Origin of the sequence: Pseudomonas sp. VD-NE ins, from assembly GCF_031882575.1 — a bacterium.
Lineage (GTDB): Bacteria > Pseudomonadota > Gammaproteobacteria > Pseudomonadales > Pseudomonadaceae > Aquipseudomonas > Aquipseudomonas fluorescens_BZ.
This window is the reverse complement of record NZ_CP134772.1, coordinates 1,539,561-1,559,208: the sequence shown is the minus strand read 5'-3', so window position 1 is coordinate 1,559,208 and position 19,648 is coordinate 1,539,561. Positions and strand designations below refer to the sequence as shown.

The window sequence follows — 19,648 nt, the reverse complement described above, 5'->3', positions numbered from 1 at the left end:
GCCCCTTCATTTACTGAACTCTGAACATGCGCGTCGACCGTTTCCTCAGCAACCTGCCCCGCTATAACCGTCAACAGGTTCGCCTGTTGCTGGTGGAAAAGCGCGTGCGGATTGACGGAAAAGTCGTCAGCGATCCGCACAGCGAAGTGCTGGAATTCAGCCGTGTCGAAGTCGATGACGAAGTCCTGCAAAGCGGCAAACCGGCGCGCTACTTCATGCTGCACAAGCCGCCGGGCTGCGTCAGCGCCACCCGCGATCCGCAGCATCCGACCGTGCTCGACCTGATCGATGAGCCGGACAAGGACGACCTGCACATCGCCGGACGCCTGGACTTCAACACCACCGGCCTGATGCTGATCACCAACGACGGCGCGTGGTCGCGCCGCCTGACCCAGCCGCAGACCAAACTGCCGAAGGTCTATTACGTCGAGACCGAGCAGGACATTGGCGCGCAATATGCGAGCACTTTTGCCGAGGGCATCTACTTCGCCTTCGAGGACCTGACCACGCAGCCAGCGCACCTGGAGCTGCTCGGCCCACGCTCGGCGCGGCTGAGCATCGTCGAGGGTCGCTACCATCAGGTGAAGCGCATGTTTGGTTTCTTCAACAACAAAGTCCTGCGCCTGCACCGCGAATCGATGGGTTTTCTACACCTCGATAACGCGCTAAAACCGGGCGAGTACCGCGCTTTGCGCACCGAAGAGATCCATTTGTTCTAAGCCGGCGACCGCTCAGCAGAAGTTGTCGAACAATTTACCAACGGCACTTGCGCGATCCCGACTCCCCTGCTTGAATCAGGACGTCGGCCAGATTGTGACCGATGAGTCACAACATACATCCAAGAAACTTTTTGCCGGTAGAGAGCCTTCAAGGCTCCGCCTCAGCCGGCAGACTGCCCGCCAATAACAACACCCGTCGACCGCAGTCATGGATCGACATGGGCCAAGCAAATTCCAGGCGTATGCCTACCTGTCACAAAGCTCGTGCAATCTCTATTTGCGCGCATACCCGCTTGCTTGCCAGGAGTCTTATGACATGAGGCCAGAAATCGCTGTGCTGGATATACAGGGTCAGTATCGGGTTTACACGGAGTTCTATCGCGCAGACGCCGCAGAAAAGACCATCATCCTGGTCAACGGCTCGATGGCCACGACTGCGTCGTTTGCACAGACTGTGAAAAACCTGCACCCGCAATTCAACGTGGTTTGCTACGACCAGCCCTACGCGGGCCGGTCAAAAGCCCACAACCGCCACGAGAAACATCTGACGAAGGACGTCGAAGGGCTGATTCTGCTCGAGCTGATCGACCACTTCGCCGCCGAACACGTGCTGTCGTTCTCCTGGGGCGGCGCTGCGACCCTGGTCGCTCTCGCCCACCAGCCACGGCGCATCGAACGGGCGGTGATCAGCTCGTTCTCGCCGGTGATCAATGCGCACATGCTCGACTACCTCGAACGCGGCGTCGACTACCTCGGCCAGCGCGACGGCGACCGTGTCGGCCATCTGGTCAACAACACCATCGGCAAACACCTGCCGTCACTGTTCAAACGCTTCAACTATCGCCACGTCAGCAGCCTCGCCGAGCACGAATACGGGCAGATGCACTTCCACATCAGCGACGTACTGCACAGCGATCGGCAGTGCTATCTGAATGCCGCGAAAAAGATCAACGTGCCGGTGCTGTTTTTAAACGGCGAATGGGACGAATACACCGCTGCCGAGGACGCACGCCTGTTCGGCAATCATGTGGCGCAGAGCACGTTCACCACGCTGCAAGCCACCGGGCACTTTCTCGACATGGAACACAAGGCGGCGTGCCGCGATAGCCAGAACGCCTTGCTCGGCTTTCTGAAACCGGCGCAGCAAGCCAGCCGAACGCGCTACTCGTTTGTTCAGGATCAACATGCATTGGCTATTTGAAAGGGTGTCGTTGCGAGCGAGGCTGTGGGGCTGGGATTTTGCTTTACGCACCGCAGTGCTCGCCCGCGATTGACCGTTTTCAGTGATTTAAAGCGTTCATGAGTAAAAGAAAAACTTCAAATCCGTGGCCGAGTCTGGTACAAAGTCAGCCGCTCTGAGCGGGTATAGTTTAATGGTAGAACAGTAGCTTCCCAAGCTTCCGACGAGGGTTCGATTCCCTCTACCCGCTCCACTCAATTTTTGTCTCACGTTGTGTTTTTTGACGGGGGATGCAGGAACAGAAAAAACCGGTCTTGATGGCCGGTTTTTTTGTGCCTGGGATTTGAGGTTGGTCATTTGGTCAGCGTGGAACCATTCAGAAACACACCGCAGGTTGAAGATGCACCCTCCACCTGTACGCTTTTGTTCTCTCTAACGACAATCCTTGAGTAGTATGCGAGGCACGAAATGATGCCCATGCTTGGAATCAATGACGGAGCAATTCCATGACAATCGGATTCAAAGAGGAGTACGCAAGCCCATTCGCAGACTTCATCCGTAATGCGAAATCCCACGAAAAAAAAGCGCGTTTACCGTGAAGTGCTGACCGAAGCTACCAAGAAGCAGAATGAGGTGATGCTGGCTGCACGCATCAAGTATTCGGCGGTTGGCGCAGGTTTCAATGCGTAAGCTGATCGAAGTAATGACTTCAGGGGATTTCTCCCGTTGTGATCAGATTCAAGAATTGCTCTGAGTTGATGATGAAAGCTCCAGCCTCAAGTGCCTTGGAAACTTTGGTTGGCCCCGCATTTTCGCCATAACAAAGAAACGTCAGCGTCTTGCCTGCCGTACTCATGACCTTCAACCCATATTCCACTGCTTTTTGCTCAAGCTCAGCCCGTTGTGCAGCAGCGAACCCAGTGAAAAGAATTTGATTGATCCTACCTGGTGACATTTTCGGATCAGGCATTCGCGAAGCGGCTTCTGAAGCAACGAGCGCTGGTGGCTTTCGATCGTGCTGAAGCCTCGGAGAAGGAGGAGCGGCCTCGTTTAAGAGCAACTCAGCCCCGAGCAATACTTCGATGATGCGATCCTTGCGATAGGTTTTAGGAAAGGTATCGCTGGCCGATCGTCCTTGAATGTAAATCGAATTCTCTGACCATTGAATCAACTCTCGCTGACTTAAATCGCCCTTTGCATCTCTATAGCTGAATTTTAGAGTCGACATCCGTTTCACTCCCTTCTGACGATCACATGGCCAAATTCCATGCATTACTACGCTGGCTTTATCGAGAGGTGATTTCCTCTCAACAGGCTCGTTGAGTGTCCATGACCTTCGCCCATTAGAGTTCAACGTTAGCAGCCCGAGCAGTGACGTCAGAAAAAGATGTGTTCCATTATTTTGCAGCGGAAGATCTCCACATGAACATAAGCAAAACCCGGTAACACACCCACCTCACCATCGCCTCTGCCTTACCTAGACTGCGGTAAGCCACCCCGCCCGTCAGAGGACGACGACCGACCGGTGGTTATAGTGTTGATCATATTAATTCAATGAGTATAGTACCCACCAAGCACACCACAGTGTTGTGAATAGCCGTTTTTTAATCGGCCAACTCGTCGCAGACGGTTGGTATCTGGTACGGATCAAAGGAAGTCACCATCACTTCAAGCATCCGAGCAAACCAGGACTGGTCACCGTGCCACATCCGAAAAAGGATCTGCTGAAGAAAACGGCCATCAGTATTTTGCAGCAGGCGCTGCTTTGACTCTCTGAGTCAGTTGCGCCATGGAGGACAACGAATATGCTCTACCCGATTGCGATTTCAATTGGCGATGACCATCACGCTTGGGGTGTAGAAGTCCCGGACATTCCTGGATGCTTTTCCGCCGGAGAGGATCTGGACGATGCCGTCGCCATGGCTCGCGAAGCCATCGAAGGTCATTTCGAGATTCTGGCGGACGACGACGCCCCCATTCCAGCGGCCAGCAAACTGAGCCTGCACGTGGCCAACCCGAAATACGCCGGTTGTGCATGGGCCGTGGTGGATATCGATGTGCTCAAGTATTTGGGCAAAGCCCAAAAGCTCAACATCACCCTGCCGGGGCACTTGCTCAACCGCATTGATGAATATGTGTTGCATCACCCGGAAGAAAAAAGCCGCTCGGGCTTTCTGGCGTCGGCGGCTCTGAAAGTTTTGCAGCAGGGTTGAACCTTGGCGCGTCAACGCGTGCTGGCCTATCCTACCCATTAAACCTAATTACATTTTCTTGTGAGTTAAATGATATTTTTAGGTTTAATCCACAGTATATTGCGTACTGAGAATCAAAACTGAACGTCGACGGTACACACGACATGCTGGATTTAAGCCTCACCACCGCAAGCGAGATCGTCAAACGGATTTGCCAACGCCTGCGCACAGAACGATTGGCTTTGGAGATGACACAGGCAGACGTGGCCGCTCGCGCGGGCATTGCGACGAATACGGTGTCAAACCTTGAAGCCGGTCGTAATGTGAGTTTCGACAACATGGTGCGAGTGGCGATGGTTCTCGGGCGCGAAAAGGAACTCGAAGGGTTGTTTCTGCCAAGGCTCGAAACTCTGGACGATATCATTCGCTACGAAAAAACGGCCAAGCGTCATCGCATCAAAAGGAAAGCCGATAATGCTTGAACAAGTTGACGTCTACTACGAGGGCTGGGGTGAACGTTGGCGGTGGGGCACACTTGCTTCCACAATAGCCCTGACCGGTCGCCCGCAGGTCGTGTTTGAGTACAGCGATGAGGCAAAAAACAGAGGGCTGGAACTCTCCTCCTTGAGGCTTCCATTACAGGGAGCCAGGTTAAACCGGGATTTCCCGTCACATCAGTTGGGACTGCCTGGGCCGGTTTATGACTCGCTGCCGGATGGCTGGGGCATGTTGCTGATGGACCGATTGTTCAAACGTCGAGGCCTCAACCCTGCGCGAATAGGTCCTTTGGAGCGGCTAGCCTACATTGGCAACAATGCCATGGGGGCCATGTCGTTTGAACCTGTTGCACCCGAGGCGCTGGAACCGCAAATGCATGTTCCCATCGAGTTGCTCGCGTCCGAAGTGCAGGAGGTACTCAAAGGTAAAGGTGGAGAGCTTCTCCAGAAACTGCTATTGGTCGGAGGCTCTCCACAGGGCGCCCGACCCAAAGCGCTGGTGTATCGCGATCCGCACACTGACGCCTTTACTACGGCTGCCACTCCCGGTTTCGAAGCCTGGTTGGTGAAATTTCCGGCTCAGCAAGAACATCCCGAGGTGTGCGCCATCGAAATGGTCTATGCCGAATGTTTACGCTTGTGCGGTATCCAGACTCCCGACACTCGTTATTTCAGCCTGTCTGAGGGAATGGCCGCTTTTGCCACCAAACGCTTTGACCGACAAAACGACTTGCGGGTGCCCATGCAGAGTCTTGCAGCCTTTACCGGTGCGGATTTCAGATCCCCCGGGGCGCTGGACTACGTCAACTTCCTGCGTGCGACTCATAAGTGCAGCAATGACGTACGAGAGAAAGCCGCAGCGTTTGAGCGGGTCGTCTTCAATGTCGCATTCAACAACCGAGACGACCATCCGAAGAACTTTGCTTACATCATGTCGCCTGGCGGAGACTGGAAATTAGCGCCGGCCTATGACGTCACTTTCTGCGAGGGGCCGGGAGGCTATCACCAGATGGACGTGATGGGTGAAGCCTTGGAAATTGGCAGAGAAAACCTGCTCAACCTTGCAGTGGAGGCTGAAGTAAACGCCGCTACGGCCGCCGACATCATTGACAGATTTTGCGAGGTAGCTAGCCGATTCTCAGCCATGGCTGAAAGTGTGTATCCGGGTGTGATCACTCAAGAAACCTTGCGCATCATTCAACAACGCATCGACCAGAACATCGGGCTACTTGCCTGAAGTCGTGCTGCCAGTTAGCAGTCTCGAGAAACCGGCACTAATTGGCCGGTTTCTTTGGCTTCTTAAAGCGATCGGGTTAACCCGCTGGCACAACCTGATCCAGGGCCTGATTCACCGCCAATTCCCCCAACATGACCACCTGTGCAATGCCGAGCGCTGTCTTGCGGTGTGAGGTATCCAGCAACGCGGCGAAGTTGTTGAGCATGGTGGTGGCCGAGCCGAGGGTTTCGCTGGCGTTGGCCAACAGGGATTCGGTGTCGTATTTCGGGTTGGCGAGGTACATCGGTTCGGGTTCGTGGGTGGAACCCATGATTCTGGCCGTGGGACTGAGATAGTGGTCGAGGGCGCGTTCGGCGGCTTCGTGGAATTTCTTTGAATTGGGTGATTCGTAGGGGGATGCCGGATCGGTTTCCGGCGGATTTGGCGTTACTTTGTACATGGGCTTGGTACCTATCAATAGGGGCCGCAACCAATCTCGCTACTAAACGGATGGGAGGCAGCTGTGCGCAAGTTAGTAGACCGGATCCCAACCCCTAAATCCGGCGCACCCGAGGGCGCCATGCGCACAGCCACCATCGAGTACAAACATTGCCTGTTTGAATGGTACTTTTGCAGCCATTTAGGGGGGATTCCGGGCTACTAAACCCGATCACTGGAAATCAGTGACGCGAACCAAGTTACCGACCGCCTCCCAAGCGCACAAGCCGGCGGATTCTGGCGTAGTGGTAGGCAACGGCGCAAGGATTTGTAGGCTTCAGGACGTAACACCGAACACTTATAAACACTGGCCACCGAATGCGTTTAAGCAGCCAAAAACCTTGCAGCATTTTCTGACATTACAGATCCACAACACTCCATCGATTTTCACCTTCCTCTCGACCGACTAGCATTTCCCCATCACCCACCACCCTCCCCCTGCGCGGCCATCGACGAATACGCGCCATCACTTTCGAGGGATTCCAATCGCGGCCACTTTGCCGCTGACGATCGAACTCAAAAGAGCACTTCACCATGACGCAAAACATTTACGACGATCCCGAATTCTTTCAAGGCTACAGCCAGATGAACCGTTCAATCGGCGGCCTCGACGCGGCACCGGAGTGGCCAGCGCTCAAGGCGCTGTTGCCTTCCATGCACGGCCTGAACATGGTGGATCTGGGCTGCGGTTATGGCTGGTTCAGCCGTTGGGCCATTGAAAATGGCGCGGCCAGTGTCTTGGGGCTGGATGTCTCGGAGAAGATGCTGGAGCGCGCGCGGGAAACCACGACGGCGGCGAATATTCGCTATGAGCGCGCCGATCTGGAACAGCTCGACCTGCCCGCTTGCAGTTTCGATCTGGCTTACAGCTCGTTGGCGCTGCATTACATCAAGGATATGCCGGGGCTGTTTGCGCGTCTCTACGCGGCGCTGAAACCGGGTTCGCACTTTGTGTTTTCCATTGAGCATCCGATCTTTATGGCGCCGAGTAATCCGGGTTGGTTGATTGACGCTGAAGGCAAAAAACGTTGGCCGCTGGACAGCTATCAGTTGGAGGGTGAGCGGGTTACGAACTGGTTGGCTGAGGGTGTGATCAAGCAGCATCGTACGGTCGGGACGTTGCTCAATTCGCTGATCGAAGCAGGATTCACGATTCGACATGTCAATGAATGGGGGCCGAGCGATGCTGAAGTCGCGGCGCAACCGGCGCTGGCGGAAGAGCGGGAGCGGCCAATGATGATGTTGGTGGCGGTGCAGAAGCCCTCACCCTAACCCTCTCCCAAAGGGAGAGGGGACTGACCGCGGTGCCAGTAAGAGCTACGCCGACGTGCAAAATCGAGACGAACTCAGGTTTGGAAACAACACAACTCGGCTCCCTCTCCCTCGGGAGAGGGCTGGGCGGGCGGCGTTCCGATGAGGGGGCCGTCCGAAAGCGCACCTAAAATCTCAAGCCGAACAACAGACTCAATTTATTTCAGCGCGTCGCAACGATAAATAACCGTGGAAATGGCAACAGCACCGAACCATCCGCCAGTGCCGGATAAGCCTTCTCAACCTCCGCCAGATACTGCTCCAGGTACTGCGCCTTTTCCGCCTCGGTCAGCGGATTCAAAAACGGAATCAACCCGCTACCCTTGAACCACTCCACCACCCCCGCCGCCCCGCCAGACAGCTGATGGTGATAGGTGGTGCGCCACACATCGACCCGCGCACAGTGTGGCCGCAGCATCGAGAAATAATCACTGGCGCTGGCCATATCGGTACGTTGTCCCGCTGCGCCTGAAAGCTTGCTCGCCCACGGACCATTCGCGGCGACTTCACGCATCAAGCGGTGTGAGGGTTCATTGAGGTTATCCGGCATCTGGATCGCCAGGCTGCCACCGGCCGACAACTTGCTGGCCAACGCCGGCAACAACGCCGCGTGATCCGGCACCCACTGCAAAACGGCATTAGCGAAGATCACATCAAACGGTCCTGCATCGGCCCACTTATCAATCTCGGCGACATCGAAGCGCAAATCCGGCAAGCGCTTGCGAGCCGCGTCGATCATGTCTGCCGAGCTATCCAGCCCACTGACCTTCGCCCCGGGAAAACGCTGTACCAGCAGCTCCGTCGAGTTACCGGGACCACAACCGATATCGACCACTGTTCGCGCTTCAGGCGTGGGAATCGCCGCCAGCAGATCGCGGGCCGGGCGGGTGCGTTCATCTTCGAAAGCGACGTATTGTTTGGCGGACCAACTCATTGCGTTCTCCTGTCGGGGGCGTACCAGCGGTTAGTCACGATACAGGCCGCACAGCAAACAGTTCCAGAGCGACTCAATTGCAAAGGGTGTCTGACCACCCCGTCGGCTTATCGCCAATGGGTTGGTTTCAATAAATTAGGTGACCGTCCGTCGAGCCAGACAAAAGCGATTTTGACAGCTAAAAAAACGTACCTATAGTCAAGGAGCGGCAATCGGAAGGAACCCGAATCAGTCGATTTCGTGCAAGGAGCACGGCCTGTTCATTTCTCGTGATCAGTGGGTTCCCCCAGTAGTGTGCTCGCAAAAGCCATACGGCAAGCAAGCGTCGTCGTGCCTGGATTGCAGTCCGACGTTCACTATGAAAAAGGAGCATCACCATGTCTCGAGTGACGGATATTCTGGTTTCCATCGACACCGAAACCATTCTGAAAAAGTATCCAAACATCAGCAAGGATCCGAAGAACCCAACGCTGATTGATTGGAAACATGTGTACATGGTCACCAATCAGGACAACGTCGTCAGTGGCCAGGCCGGTGGCGAACTGGACCTCAAGGCTCAGGTCGGCGATCTGATCCGCTGGCGCGAAACCAGCCTGTCGCAGAGCTTCGAACAGGCAGTGATTTTCTACAAATTCATCCCCAACGCCGGAGAGAACCTGATCTCGCCCCCCTCGCCGCGCAAGGCCACAGCGTGCGTTGCTGTGCCCAACACGAGCAATCCATCCGTACCAAGCTGCCAGAAAGTCGACAACCACTATTGGTCATCCGAAACCCTCGACTGTGGTCGCGTGACCTATCACTTCCACTTCCTGATCGTCGATCGCAACTGCCAGATCATCGGCTGCTGTTCGTGGGATCCGTTCATCTCCATCCATAACTGATGATGTGTCGAGCCCTTTGGTGACAAGGGGCTCAACCGATCCGCTGCCGCTGCGGCCGGAACAGGATGTCTTGCCTTGACCGAAGCGGCTGTCGTCTTGTGCCAACATCGTGAAAGGAATCCATGATGACCAGCGAACCGATCCCGTCGCCCTCATCCGGCGTTAGCAACGCACACAACGTGTTGCTGATCGTCGATGCCGAATCAGTACTGAAGCAATATCCAAATCCAAGTCTGGACGCCGCCGCGCCGACGAGCATTACCGATGGTTTTATCTTTTTCGCAACTGGTAATAATCCGAAAGAAATAGTCACAAATGACAGCTCAATAACAATTCCGATCGAAATTGGCCGCGACCTGCACGTTCGTGGACGCTCCGTCAGCCTGATCGCCGAACACAGTGTGGTTGTGTACCGCATGACAGTGGCTGACAGCGGCGTGCTTTCCGAACCGAACCTGCAAATTCATACCGACCTGACGGTGCCCGCGCCCAACCCGGACGACCCGACAACACCGGGCAGCCGAAAGGCTGATGACCATTTCTGGACCTGCACGCCGAAGAAACCCGGCGACGTGCAATGCGAACTGAGTTTCATGCTGGTCAATCAGCAGTGTGAGGTGGTGGGTTATTTCCACTGGAACGTCGACGTCGAACTCGAGGTTTAGAGTACTGATACTGAAACCGGTCGGGAGGCCGGTTTTTCAGGGACATTTCACACACCAGTAGAATTTTCCCAATCCCGCCAATGTCTGAATTTCAAGCACTCCCCCAATAAGGAACACCGCTATGAAATTCGCAAAAATCTCCCAGAAGCTCGCGATGGTGGCCGGTAGTCCCAAGACCTTCATGGGCGCATTGATCCTGATCGGTCTGTGGGGCTTGAGCGGGCCGATCTTCCATTACAACGACACCTGGCAACTGATCATCAACACGTCGACCACCATCATCACGTTCCTGATGGTATTCCTGATCCAGAACACGCAGAACCGCGACACCGACATTCTTCATTTGAAAATCGATGAATTGCTCTTGGTGACCAAAGAGGCGCAGAACGCGATGCTTGGGCTGGAGGCACTGGATTTGAAGCAGTTGGAGGCGTTGCGCAGGCACTACCGTTCGTTGGGCGAGGGTGAGGTTTTTAATCTTGAGGGGTTGGGCGAGAAGAGCAAGACCAAGCAGGATTTGAATGAGTGTTGAGGATTGAAATCAAAAGATCGCAGCCTTCGGCAGCTCCTACAAAGTTCGGTGTAGGAGTTGCCGAAGGCTGCGATCTTTTGGTCCTGTGGTTAGCGGCTGGCCTGTAATTGGCGAGCCTTTTCCAGATGACTTTGCAGCTTCGGCAAGGTCTCGTCGGCAAACGCCTTGATCTCCGGCACGTCGGTGGTCTGCGCTTCCTGCTGAATCTGCTCGATGGCCTCTTCAGTGGCTTTGACCTGACTCGCGGCATAGGCCTGATCGAAGGAGGCGCCGTCGGTCACTTGCGGCATCAACTCCTTGGCCTTGTCGGCCAGTTCTTCACGCGGAGCAACCGGCAGGTCAAGCTTCTTGGCGATTTTCGCCAAGTGCTGGTTGGCCGTGGTGCGGTCGTTGATGACGACGATGGTGTAGTCCTTGACCTCTTTCGATTCGGCCTTGCTGTGGGCCAGACGACTGGCCTCAATGTCGGCCATGCCTTTGGCTGAGGCATCGTTGATGAAATCGGCGGGCGACTGGGCAAACGCACTGCTGGCACACAGGCCCAACAGCGATGCAAAACTCATGGTGCGTATACGGGTGGCCATCCGGCTCATGGTCGCGCCCTCCTTACTTGCGAAATTCAAGCGGGAGCTTACGCCCCCGCCTCTCAATCAAAACTACCTTCACCGACTACTTCGATTTCTGAGCGGGCTTGCGGCCCGTTTCTGTTTTCGCAGGCTCTTTATCTACAGTCGTTGTGGTGGTTTTCCCACCTTTGCGACCTGCTTCAGAGGCCTTCGTTCGATCGTTGGCGAAGTTTCCCGAGTTCGAGTTTCTTGAGTTAGGCATGATTCTCTACCTCTTGGTAATGATCGTGGCGAGCAGGTGCCCGCCTAGATTGAGAATTTCCTGGCCGGCAAAGGTTTAGAAAAGTTGCAGTCGCTGCGACGAACGGCGGCCCCGGATCAACCGTTCAACGCGTGATGGTTCAAGCGTTTGGCGGCGTACATTGCCTGATCGGCATGGCGGAACAGTTGTTGTTCCTCACGGCCGTGCTCTGGATAGCGGGCGACGCCGATACTTGGTTCGATGTGCAGGTTGTGGCCATCGAGGCGCATCGGTTGTACCAGAACCTGTCGGATTTTTTCCGCTACGCCGTCAGCGTCTTCCGAGGCCTGAACGCTGTGCAGCAACACGACAAATTCATCCCCGCCAATTCTGGCCACGGTATCGGTTTCGCGCACACAGCCCTTGAGGCGGTTGGCCACGGTTTGCAGAAGCATGTCGCCGACGGCATGACCGAAGGTGTCGTTGACCTGTTTGAAGCGATCCAGGTCGACATACAACAAGGCCATGTGCCCGGATTGTTCGCGAGCGCCGGCCAACGCAGCCTTCAAGCGATCACGCAGCAATTCACGATTGGGCAGTTGCGTCAGTTGATCGTATTGCGCCATGCGCCGCAGCCGGGCGTGCAACTGCTGACGCTCAATGGCCGTGGCGACCTGCGCGCAGACGTATTGCAGCAGTTCCTTGTCCCGCTCTGTGTAGCGCTCGCCGCCGGGCAGACTTTTGACGATCAAGGCGCCGATGGTGCCGTTTTTCGAATTCAACGGCACGCCGAGCCAGCACGGCGCGTTTTGCCCCGTCACCAGCTCGGCGAAATCAGCCGGAGAATCTGCACTGTCCGGCGTCAGAAGAATCGGCTGACCACTTCGGATAACTTCCGCACACAGGCGCCCTGTGACGGTGCCCGGCCGCTCGGGCTGCAATTCGTGATCGTCGACGTGATACGGGAAATTCAGTTGTGCGCAGTGATCATCGTACAGCGCCACGGAGAAATTCATCGCCGGCAGCCATTCGCCGATGATCAGATGAATACGCTTGAACAGCGCCAGCAGATCTTCCGCCGCATGCGCCGCTTCGGATATTGCATAGAGCGCAGCCTGGCGCGATTCGGCCTGTTTGCGCTCGGTGATGTCGCGCGCCACGGCGATGCGCAGTTGATCGACTTCCGACCAGCGCGCCGACCAGAGGATATGCACGATGCTGCCGTCCTTGCGCAGGTAACGGTTTTCGAAGTTGAGCTTGGGTTCGCCGCCCATGATTTCGTTGGCGGCTGCGAGGGTGCGCTGACGATCCGCCGGGTGCACAAGCTCGATCATTTGCCGGCCGATCAGTTCTTCAGGCGAATAGCCGAAAACACGCTCGCAGGCGGCACTGACAAAAACGAAGCGCCCCTGCTTGTCGACCGCGCAAACGGCGTCCAGCAACAGGTCGATAAAACTCGCCAACGGCGCGGAATTTCGGCTTTCCATGGTTCAGCGTGGGTGTCCGGACAATGCAGCACTGATCAACCATCCCTGACCTCGTGATTGCGCCTCCCTGCACTCACTTTCAAGCCTTGTTCGGCATCAGCCCCGGCAGTGCATGCACCAGCGCGTTGATGGCAAAACCTATAAACATCACGCCGCACAAGCGGGTGATAAGCAACTCATGACGCTGATACAGCGTGCGTACCCGCTGCGCGCCGACCACGCCAATCAGAATAGCGTAGGCCAGCAAGCCACCGAGGAAACTCAGGGCAATCAGCGCCGGCAACATCGACCAGCTGAGCAGTTCGGCGCGGCTCGACAACAACGCAGTGAAGGTCGCCACCGCCACCGGGTAGGCCTTGGGATTGGTCAGCCCGAACAGAATGCCGTGCCAGAACGGCTTGCGCGCCGCGCCTTGCGGTTCGTCACCATTGCGACGCTGGGCGCGCACCGCGCGCCAGCCGAGCCAGAACAGGTACAAACCGCTGAGCACACCGAGTACATCAAACGCGGTGCCGCCGATTTCCCGGGCGCCGACAATCGCAATCAGCGCCGTGCTGCACCAGACCACATCGCCGAGCAGATGCCCGCAAAGAAACCCCGCCCCGGCCCGCCGCCCATGTGCTGCGCCGATGCCAAACACCGCCAGTACACCCGGCCCGGGCGTAATGCCATAAATGAAACCCGAGGCCAGCACGGCCATTAGCAACGATGGAGTCATGGAAAACCTGCAAGCGCCAGAACACGTGGCCGCCAGTCTATAACAGACAAATGTGTCTGATCATGACTCGTCGTAAAAACGCATGCCGGCGTACGGTTTTTGCCGACACGCTGCCAGTCGTGAAGCGCGATCTCCGACGTGAGCTTCGAGCTTGTGGCCGTCGGGATCGAGGAAGTAGAACGACGCGCCTTCACTGCGGTTATCCCGCCATTCCCGCACGTTCGCCGCTTTTAGCTTTGCTACGAACGTGGAGAAATCGGCTGCATTGAGGCTGAAAGCGTAATGGGTGTAATCGGCGCACGGTTGACTCGAACGCAGCGGATCAAGCGACAGGCACAACCATAGTCCCGGCAGCGACAAGTAGGCACCGGCATCCCACGTGGCTTCGACGCGCAACTGCAAGACATCGTGATAGAACGCCAGGCTACGCTGCAAATCGCTGACCGCGAGGGTCAGGTGGTTGAGGCCGGTGAGCATCGGGTCAGTAACCTCTGAGGTCTTCGGGAACGATGTATTGCTGGCCGTCGTAGGTCAGGGTGACGCGAGTTTTCTTCATCTCGATCGTTTTCGAGATGCACTTCTTATCCGACAGGAAGGATTTGTAAACTGAACCACTCGAGCTGACGATCAGATCGGCGAAACCATGGTGGCTCGTCGGGCCGAGATCGATAGTTCTACGGATTTGCGTGTCCTCGGTTCCACACTCATCCGTTCCTTCGCCGAATTCCTTGCGAATCACCAAGCCTTCCAGCACCGGGCGCAATTTGTTGCCTTCGCGCACATACAACGCCAGATCGGTTTTTGCGTAAGGATTGGCTCTGGAGCCGTGGCTGGCGAATCTCGAACGCAAACCGAACGCACGGACATCAGCAGCCAATCGGTAACGGGCCGTATCGATTGTCAGATCGTCGAAACTGATGGCATCGGAATTGTAGGCCCCGGGTTTGGCATACGTGGCGAGACTCTTGCCGCTTGTCGAACTGACGAGCGCCAATTCCAGATCGAACACCCCCATTTCATCGTCGCCCGAATCCGAGAGAAATGAAGATTTCGCCGCAATCGACTGATCGTTGAACGCCGGCCACGCTTTGCAGCGTGAAAGGGAATGGCCATCGAATTTTTTCACTTCGCAGGCAGCCTGGACTTCAGCGGTGATGGTCGAAAGACCTGTTGCGATGAAAACGCCAAGCAGTGTGTTACGCGAAATCATTGTTCTTCCTTGAGTAAAAGACATCTGTCTTAGTAGCCTTTGAAATCTTCGGGCATTACGTAACTTTTGCCGTCATAGCGAAGTGTCGTCAAGACTGGTTTTTGCGTGACGGTATTGGATACACACGCCTCGCCCTCGCCCTCGCCCTCGCCAACGGTCGAGCTACGGATCGTTTTGATCATCAGATCGGCATAGCCATGGCTGCTGGTCTTGGCCAGAGCCACGGTTCGCGTAGTCTCGTAGCGCTCTCCCGCACAATTGCCATCCCACTCCCCGCCATATTCATAAACCACCAGCCGATCCATGACAGGACGCAATGCGTTGCCGTCTTTCACATAGAGCGACAACCAGGTTTCATCCAGAGGATTCACACGGGAAGAGCCTTTGAATCGAACCCGAACGCCAAAGGCCTGCAACTGGGGCGTGAGTTTATAGCGGGCGGTATCGAATTTCAGTTCATCAAGCGCGATGGCATCCACAGAGAATGCCGAGGGCCGATAAAAGCTCGCTAACGGCTTGGAGTCTGCACTCGCCACCAAGGCCAAACGCAGATCGTAAAGCCCTACAGTCCCTGACTCGCCATACACCGGATCGGGCGAGAAATTGGCAGCAGCGGTGAGCGTCAGCCCGGGATATGCCGGCCAATCCTTGCAGAGGGAAAAATCCACCTCATGCGCCGTGGGTGCCGGTGTGCAATCGGCAACTGCCTGCCCCGCCAGCAACCACCCGCACAATGCGGCACAACCGATCCAGCCAGACTTCACTGTCACTTCCCGCTCCTTGAGCATTTTTCAGCCGCGCACTATCCCCTGCTGTATCGGCCCTTTCAACCGAATCATCAGTAAACCAAAGTGCATTTCCCGCTTGGTAGCGAGAAGTCGTTGACGGCGTTGCGGGTGTTGGGGCGATGTTGGCGATTGCCAGGGGTGGTGTTGATTCGTGTGTTTGAGAAAAATGGGGTGGCTGTTAACTGATGGAACCAATCCGTGATTTTTCAGTGTCTGGAAGTCAGTCTTCGCGAGCAGGCCCGCTCCCACAGGTGCCGAATTCCAACTGGAGAAATGCGATCACATGTGGGAGCGAGCTTGCTCGCGAAGGCGTCATTGCAGACACCGCAGATCTCAGAACTTATCGAGCGTGCGCAATTTCTGCGGCAAGGCCCACAGCAAAAGTGCCGCAGCGATCAGCGCCGCCACGCCAATGACATACAGCGCCGGCGTGGTGCTGCCGGTCAGATCCTTGATCCGCCCGACCATCACCGGGCTGACGATCCCGCCAAACTGCCCAAGTGTGTTGATCACCGCAATCCCGCCCGCTGCACCAGCGCCAGCACCGGCCAACAACTTCGGTGGCAGCGTCCAGAAGCTCGGAATCGAGGCGATGATCCCGGCGCCAAGCAAGCCAAGAGCAACGATCAAAAACGTGGTGTGACTGGCGAAAATTCCCGCACTGAAAAATCCGATCGCGCCGACGATGACCAGCCCGGCGACAAACTTGCGCCGCTCACCGGTGGCATCCGACAAACGCCCGATCACCACCATACTGATCGCCCCGCAAATGTACGGAATGGCCGTCAGCAGACCGATCATCACCGGGCTCTCGGTACCGGCGCTGCGGATCAACTGTGGCGCCCAGAAGTTCAAGCCGTAGGACGCGACCTGGATCAGAAAATAGATCAGCCCCAAGGTCAAAAATCCGGGAATCTTCAACGCCGCGAGCAACGAGCCGCCGTTCTTGTGCGGTTCATGCTGGGCGATGCGGCTGGACAGCAGTTTCTTCTCGTCAGCGCTTAGCCAGTGCGCATCCTCGATGCGATCCTTGAGCAGCGTCAGCACCAGAAAACCGAGGCCGATACACGGCACGCCGCCGAGCAGGAACAACCAGTGCCAGCCGCGCATTTGCAGCACGCCGTCGAGGTGTTCCAGCACCAGCCCGGAGAACGGCGCACCAACCAGACCGGCAAACGCCGAAGCCAGAAACAGCATCGAGGTGATGCGCCCACGGAAGTGCTGCGGGAACCACAACGTCAGGTAATACAGCACGCCCGGGGCAAACCCGGCTTCCATCGCGCCGATCACAAAGCGCAGCGCGTAGAACTGCCATTCGCTGTTGACGAACACCATCGCTGCCGTCGCCACGCCCCAGGACATCATGATTCGGGCAATCCAGCGCCGTGCGCCAACCTTGTACAGCATCATGTTGCTCGGCACTTCGAACAGCACGTAACCGACCACGAACAGCCCGGCACCGAGGCCGTAAGCGGTGTCGCTCAGGCTCAGGTCAGTCTGCAACTGGAACTTGGCGAAGCTGATGTTGATGCGGTCGAAGAAAGCGAACAGATAGCAGACCATGATCAGCGGCATCAGGCGCCAGGCGACTTTGCTGACCAGGGCTTTTTCGGCGTCGTGATCGACGGACGGACTCGCGCCCGCCTCCATTACATTGAGGCTCATAGCTTTTCTCCAGACGGACTGCCGGTGGGCGTCCGATTGTTTTTGTTGTCTGGTTTTCACACTCACTGTGGAGCGTTTTTCTGTGGGAGCGAGCCTGCTCGCGAAGGCGATGTGTCATTCACCTTTGATGTCGACTGACGCGACGCATTCGCGAGCAGGCTCGCTCCCACAGTGGATTGGTGTTGTCAGGTGGGAATCGGGTGCAGGTCGCAGTTGCGCCCGGCCTTGGCCAGTTGACCGGGGACTTCGTGGCCCAACAGATTCGGCAAGCCGCGCGAGAGTTTCAGCAGCAGCGGCAAGTCGATGCCGGTGTGAATACCGATCTCATCGCACAGGTTCACCAGGTCTTCAGTGCAGATATTGCCCGACGCGCCCGGCGCAAACGGGCAGCCACCAAGGCCACCGAGTGCGGCATCGAAACGCCGCGCGCCCGCCTCGTAAGCCGCCAGCACATTGCACAGCCCCAGACCCCGGGTGTTGTGAAAATGCAGGGTCAGATCGGCCGGCGAAACCCGCTGCAACACCCGCCGCACCACGCGATCTACCTGACGCGGATTGGCCATGCCGGTGGTGTCGGCGAGGGTGATGCCGGCAATGCCGAGTTCCTGATACGCGTCGACGATCTGCAGCACGCGATCCTCGTCGATCTGACCTTCGAACGGACAACCGAACGTTGTGGCGATGCTGCCGTTGAGGCGCACACCGGAACCGCTGGCGAACGAAACGATGTCACCTAACGCCGCCAACGAGTCTTCACAGCGCATGCGCATATTGGCCATGTTGTGCGTCTGGCTGGCGGACATCACCAGATTCAGTTCATCGGCGCCCGCCTCCAGTGCACGCTGCGCACCTTTGAGGTTGGGAATCAGCGCGACGTAAATCACCCCAGGCTGGCGTTGAATGCCGCTGAAGACTTGCTCGCCATCACGCAGCGCCGGAATGGCTTTCGGCGACACGAACGAACCGGCCTCGATACGGCTGAAACCGGCCAGTGACAGCTGATCGATCAGGGCGATCTTGTCAGCGGTTTCCACCCAGGTCGGCTCGATCTGCAAACCGTCGCGCGGCGAGACTTCCTGGACGATCAGGGTTTGCGAATAGTCCGTGATCATTGCACCACCCCTTGGCTTTTCAGGCGTTCGATGTCGAGTTCAGTCAGGCCGAGGCCGGCAAGAATACCGTCGGTGTGCTGGCCGAGTTTTGGCCCCGACCAGTTCACGCCGCCGGGGGTTTCCGAGAGTTTAGGGACGATGCCGGGCATCTTCACTGTTGCACCGCCGGGCAACTCGGCACTGAGCAGCATGTCGCGTGCCTGATAGTGCGGATCGGCAACGATGTCGGCCACCGAATAAATGCGCCCGGCCGGCACTTCAGCCGCTTCCAGCGCCGCGAGCACGTCGTCGATCGGCAGGCTGCTGGTCCAGTGGGTGATGGCGGCGTCGAGCAAACCGCTCTTGGCGGCGCGACCGTCGTTGTGGGCGAATTCCTCTGCGTCAGCCAGGTCTTCGCGGCCAATGGTGTGCATCAGACGCTTGTAGATCGGGTCGCTGTTGCCGGCAATCACCACATAGGCCCCGTCAGCCGTCAGGTAAGTATTGGACGGTGCGATACCCGGCAACGCGCCGCCGCTGCGTTCGCGGACATGGCCCTGCATGTCGTATTCCGGCACCAGACTTTCCATGACGTTGAACACGCTTTCGGCCAGCGACACGTCGACGATCTGTCCGCCGCCCTGCCCGGTCTTGACCCGCAACAGCGACATCAGCGCGCCAATCACCGCGTGCAATGAGGCCAGCGAATCACCGAGGCTGACGCCGACCCGCGCCGGTGGCGAACCGGGGGTGCCGGTGGTGTAACGAATGCCGCCCATCGCTTCACCGATCGCGCCGAAGCCGGGACGATCACGGTACGGGCCGGTCTGGCCATAGCCGGAAATACGCACGAGGGTGAGATTGGGGTTGAGCGCGTGAAGCACGTCCCAACCGAGGCCTAGTTTCTCCAGCGCACCGGGGCGCAGGTTTTCGATGATCACGTCAGCGTCGCTGGCCAGTTGCTTGACCAGTTCGATGCCTTCGGCGGATTTCAGATTGAGTGCCAGCGATTTCTTGTTGCGTGATTGCAGGTACCACCACAGCGACGTGCCTTCGTGCAGCTTGCGCCATTTGCGCAGCGGGTCGCCCTGACCCATGGCTTCGATCTTGATCACTTCGGCGCCGAACTCGGCGAGCATGCGCGCGGCAAACGGCGCGGCGATCAGGGTGCCGATCTCGATCACTTTGATCGCACTCAAGGGGGCAGTCATCGCGGGGTACCTCTTGTTCTTGGAATATGCGCCAAGGCTAGAGGAA

The 19,648-nt window shown here is 57.0% G+C and carries 23 protein-coding genes and 1 tRNA gene; 11 read left to right on the top strand and 13 right to left on the bottom strand.

Features of this window, described 5'->3' with window-relative positions:
• The first annotated feature begins 26 nt into the window (after positions 1 to 26).
• The 3 genes from RMV17_RS06815 to RMV17_RS06805 all read left to right on the top strand — a co-directional run bounded on the left by RMV17_RS06815 (position 27) and on the right by RMV17_RS06805 (position 2,152).
• Positions 27 to 719, top strand: coding sequence for a pseudouridine synthase (locus RMV17_RS06815; RefSeq protein WP_311886082.1), 693 nt, complete (start codon positions 27 to 29; stop codon positions 717 to 719).
• Positions 720 to 1,035: 316 nt separating this feature from the next.
• Positions 1,036 to 1,920 carry an alpha/beta hydrolase gene (locus tag RMV17_RS06810; protein ID WP_311886081.1) on the top strand — a complete coding sequence of 295 codons (885 nt, stop codon included), beginning with the start codon at positions 1,036 to 1,038 and terminating at the stop codon, positions 1,918 to 1,920.
• A 158-nt stretch (positions 1,921 to 2,078) separates the two neighbouring features.
• Positions 2,079 to 2,152: transfer RNA gene (locus RMV17_RS06805), tRNA-Gly, on the top strand.
• Positions 2,153 to 2,608: 456 nt separating this feature from the next.
• Here RMV17_RS06805 and RMV17_RS06800 read toward each other — a convergent pair.
• Complete coding sequence (locus RMV17_RS06800) at positions 2,609 to 3,127, bottom strand: BRCT domain-containing protein (protein WP_311886079.1); 519 nt, start codon at positions 3,125 to 3,127, stop codon at positions 2,609 to 2,611.
• Between the two features lie 361 nt (positions 3,128 to 3,488).
• Between RMV17_RS06800 and RMV17_RS06795 the strand changes: the two genes are divergently transcribed.
• The 4 genes from RMV17_RS06795 to RMV17_RS06780 all read left to right on the top strand — a co-directional run bounded on the left by RMV17_RS06795 (position 3,489) and on the right by RMV17_RS06780 (position 5,825).
• Positions 3,489 to 3,668, top strand: a complete 180-nt coding sequence (locus tag RMV17_RS06795) for a type II toxin-antitoxin system HicA family toxin (protein ID WP_007911472.1) — start codon at positions 3,489 to 3,491, stop codon at positions 3,666 to 3,668.
• Between the two features lie 36 nt (positions 3,669 to 3,704).
• A complete protein-coding gene (locus RMV17_RS06790) occupies positions 3,705 to 4,112 on the top strand; it encodes a type II toxin-antitoxin system HicB family antitoxin (RefSeq protein WP_007911473.1) in 408 nt (135 codons plus the stop codon).
• A gap of 143 nt (positions 4,113 to 4,255) precedes the next feature.
• A complete protein-coding gene (locus RMV17_RS06785) occupies positions 4,256 to 4,573 on the top strand; it encodes a helix-turn-helix domain-containing protein (protein ID WP_095119135.1) in 318 nt (105 codons plus the stop codon).
• Positions 4,566 to 5,825 carry a type II toxin-antitoxin system HipA family toxin gene (locus RMV17_RS06780; RefSeq protein ID WP_311886078.1) on the top strand — a complete coding sequence of 420 codons (1,260 nt, stop codon included), beginning with the start codon at positions 4,566 to 4,568 and terminating at the stop codon, positions 5,823 to 5,825. The genes RMV17_RS06785 and RMV17_RS06780 overlap by 8 nt, the downstream gene beginning before the upstream one ends.
• Before the next feature lie 76 nt (positions 5,826 to 5,901).
• On the opposite strand, the gene RMV17_RS06775 is transcribed toward RMV17_RS06780, so the two are convergent.
• The gene (locus tag RMV17_RS06775) at positions 5,902 to 6,264 is read right to left on the bottom strand and encodes a DUF6124 family protein (RefSeq protein ID WP_311886077.1); all 363 of its coding nucleotides are present in this window, start codon (positions 6,262 to 6,264) and stop codon (positions 5,902 to 5,904) included.
• 572 nt (positions 6,265 to 6,836) lie between these two features.
• Between RMV17_RS06775 and RMV17_RS06770 the strand changes: the two genes are divergently transcribed.
• Positions 6,837 to 7,574 (top strand): class I SAM-dependent methyltransferase, encoded by a 738-nt coding sequence (locus RMV17_RS06770; protein WP_311886076.1) that lies wholly within the window; start codon positions 6,837 to 6,839, stop codon positions 7,572 to 7,574.
• A 202-nt stretch (positions 7,575 to 7,776) separates the two neighbouring features.
• Here the strand turns inward: RMV17_RS06770 and tam are convergent, their stop codons facing one another.
• Complete coding sequence (gene tam, locus RMV17_RS06765) at positions 7,777 to 8,547, bottom strand: trans-aconitate 2-methyltransferase (protein ID WP_311886075.1); 771 nt, start codon at positions 8,545 to 8,547, stop codon at positions 7,777 to 7,779.
• A gap of 377 nt (positions 8,548 to 8,924) precedes the next feature.
• Here tam and RMV17_RS06760 point away from each other — a divergent pair, with 377 nt between their 5' ends.
• From RMV17_RS06760 to RMV17_RS06750, 3 genes are all read left to right on the top strand, one after another.
• Positions 8,925 to 9,428: an inclusion body family protein gene (locus tag RMV17_RS06760; protein ID WP_016982769.1), complete on the top strand. Its 504-nt coding sequence runs from the start codon at positions 8,925 to 8,927 to the stop codon at positions 9,426 to 9,428.
• A gap of 125 nt (positions 9,429 to 9,553) precedes the next feature.
• Positions 9,554 to 10,093 (top strand): AidA/PixA family protein, encoded by a 540-nt coding sequence (locus RMV17_RS06755; protein WP_311886074.1) that lies wholly within the window; start codon positions 9,554 to 9,556, stop codon positions 10,091 to 10,093.
• Between the two features lie 121 nt (positions 10,094 to 10,214).
• Positions 10,215 to 10,625 (top strand): low affinity iron permease family protein, encoded by a 411-nt coding sequence (locus RMV17_RS06750; protein ID WP_034153113.1) that lies wholly within the window; start codon positions 10,215 to 10,217, stop codon positions 10,623 to 10,625.
• An 89-nt stretch (positions 10,626 to 10,714) separates the two neighbouring features.
• Here RMV17_RS06750 and RMV17_RS06745 read toward each other — a convergent pair whose 3' ends face one another.
• From RMV17_RS06745 to RMV17_RS06700, 10 genes are all read right to left on the bottom strand, one after another.
• On the bottom strand, positions 10,715 to 11,218 hold the full coding sequence (locus tag RMV17_RS06745; RefSeq protein ID WP_034153112.1) for a DUF4142 domain-containing protein: 504 nt from the start codon (positions 11,216 to 11,218) through the stop codon (positions 10,715 to 10,717).
• Positions 11,219 to 11,294: 76 nt separating this feature from the next.
• Positions 11,295 to 11,453: a KGG domain-containing protein gene (locus RMV17_RS06740; RefSeq protein WP_080762009.1), complete on the bottom strand. Its 159-nt coding sequence runs from the start codon at positions 11,451 to 11,453 to the stop codon at positions 11,295 to 11,297.
• Positions 11,454 to 11,569: 116 nt separating this feature from the next.
• Entirely contained in the window at positions 11,570 to 12,919 is a 1,350-nt protein-coding gene (locus RMV17_RS06735; protein WP_311886073.1) for a diguanylate cyclase domain-containing protein, read from the bottom strand.
• 79 nt (positions 12,920 to 12,998) lie between these two features.
• Positions 12,999 to 13,637 carry a LysE family translocator gene (locus RMV17_RS06730; RefSeq protein ID WP_311886072.1) on the bottom strand — a complete coding sequence of 213 codons (639 nt, stop codon included), beginning with the start codon at positions 13,635 to 13,637 and terminating at the stop codon, positions 12,999 to 13,001.
• 60 nt (positions 13,638 to 13,697) lie between these two features.
• Complete coding sequence (gene fos, locus RMV17_RS06725) at positions 13,698 to 14,114, bottom strand: fosfomycin resistance glutathione transferase (protein ID WP_311886071.1); 417 nt, start codon at positions 14,112 to 14,114, stop codon at positions 13,698 to 13,700.
• A gap of 4 nt (positions 14,115 to 14,118) precedes the next feature.
• On the bottom strand, positions 14,119 to 14,847 hold the full coding sequence (locus RMV17_RS06720; RefSeq protein ID WP_108225306.1) for a hypothetical protein: 729 nt from the start codon (positions 14,845 to 14,847) through the stop codon (positions 14,119 to 14,121).
• Positions 14,848 to 14,876: 29 nt separating this feature from the next.
• A complete protein-coding gene (locus tag RMV17_RS06715; protein WP_311886070.1) occupies positions 14,877 to 15,617 on the bottom strand; it encodes a hypothetical protein in 741 nt (246 codons plus the stop codon).
• Positions 15,618 to 15,968: 351 nt separating this feature from the next.
• The gene (locus RMV17_RS06710; protein WP_034153107.1) at positions 15,969 to 17,300 is read right to left on the bottom strand and encodes an MFS transporter; all 1,332 of its coding nucleotides are present in this window, start codon (positions 17,298 to 17,300) and stop codon (positions 15,969 to 15,971) included.
• A gap of 185 nt (positions 17,301 to 17,485) precedes the next feature.
• A complete protein-coding gene (locus RMV17_RS06705; RefSeq protein WP_311886069.1) occupies positions 17,486 to 18,412 on the bottom strand; it encodes a hydroxymethylglutaryl-CoA lyase in 927 nt (308 codons plus the stop codon).
• Positions 18,409 to 19,602 (bottom strand): CaiB/BaiF CoA transferase family protein, encoded by a 1,194-nt coding sequence (locus RMV17_RS06700; RefSeq protein WP_186623769.1) that lies wholly within the window; start codon positions 19,600 to 19,602, stop codon positions 18,409 to 18,411. Before RMV17_RS06700 ends, RMV17_RS06705 begins: the two co-directional genes overlap by 4 nt.
• Positions 19,603 to 19,648 lie beyond the last annotated feature (46 nt).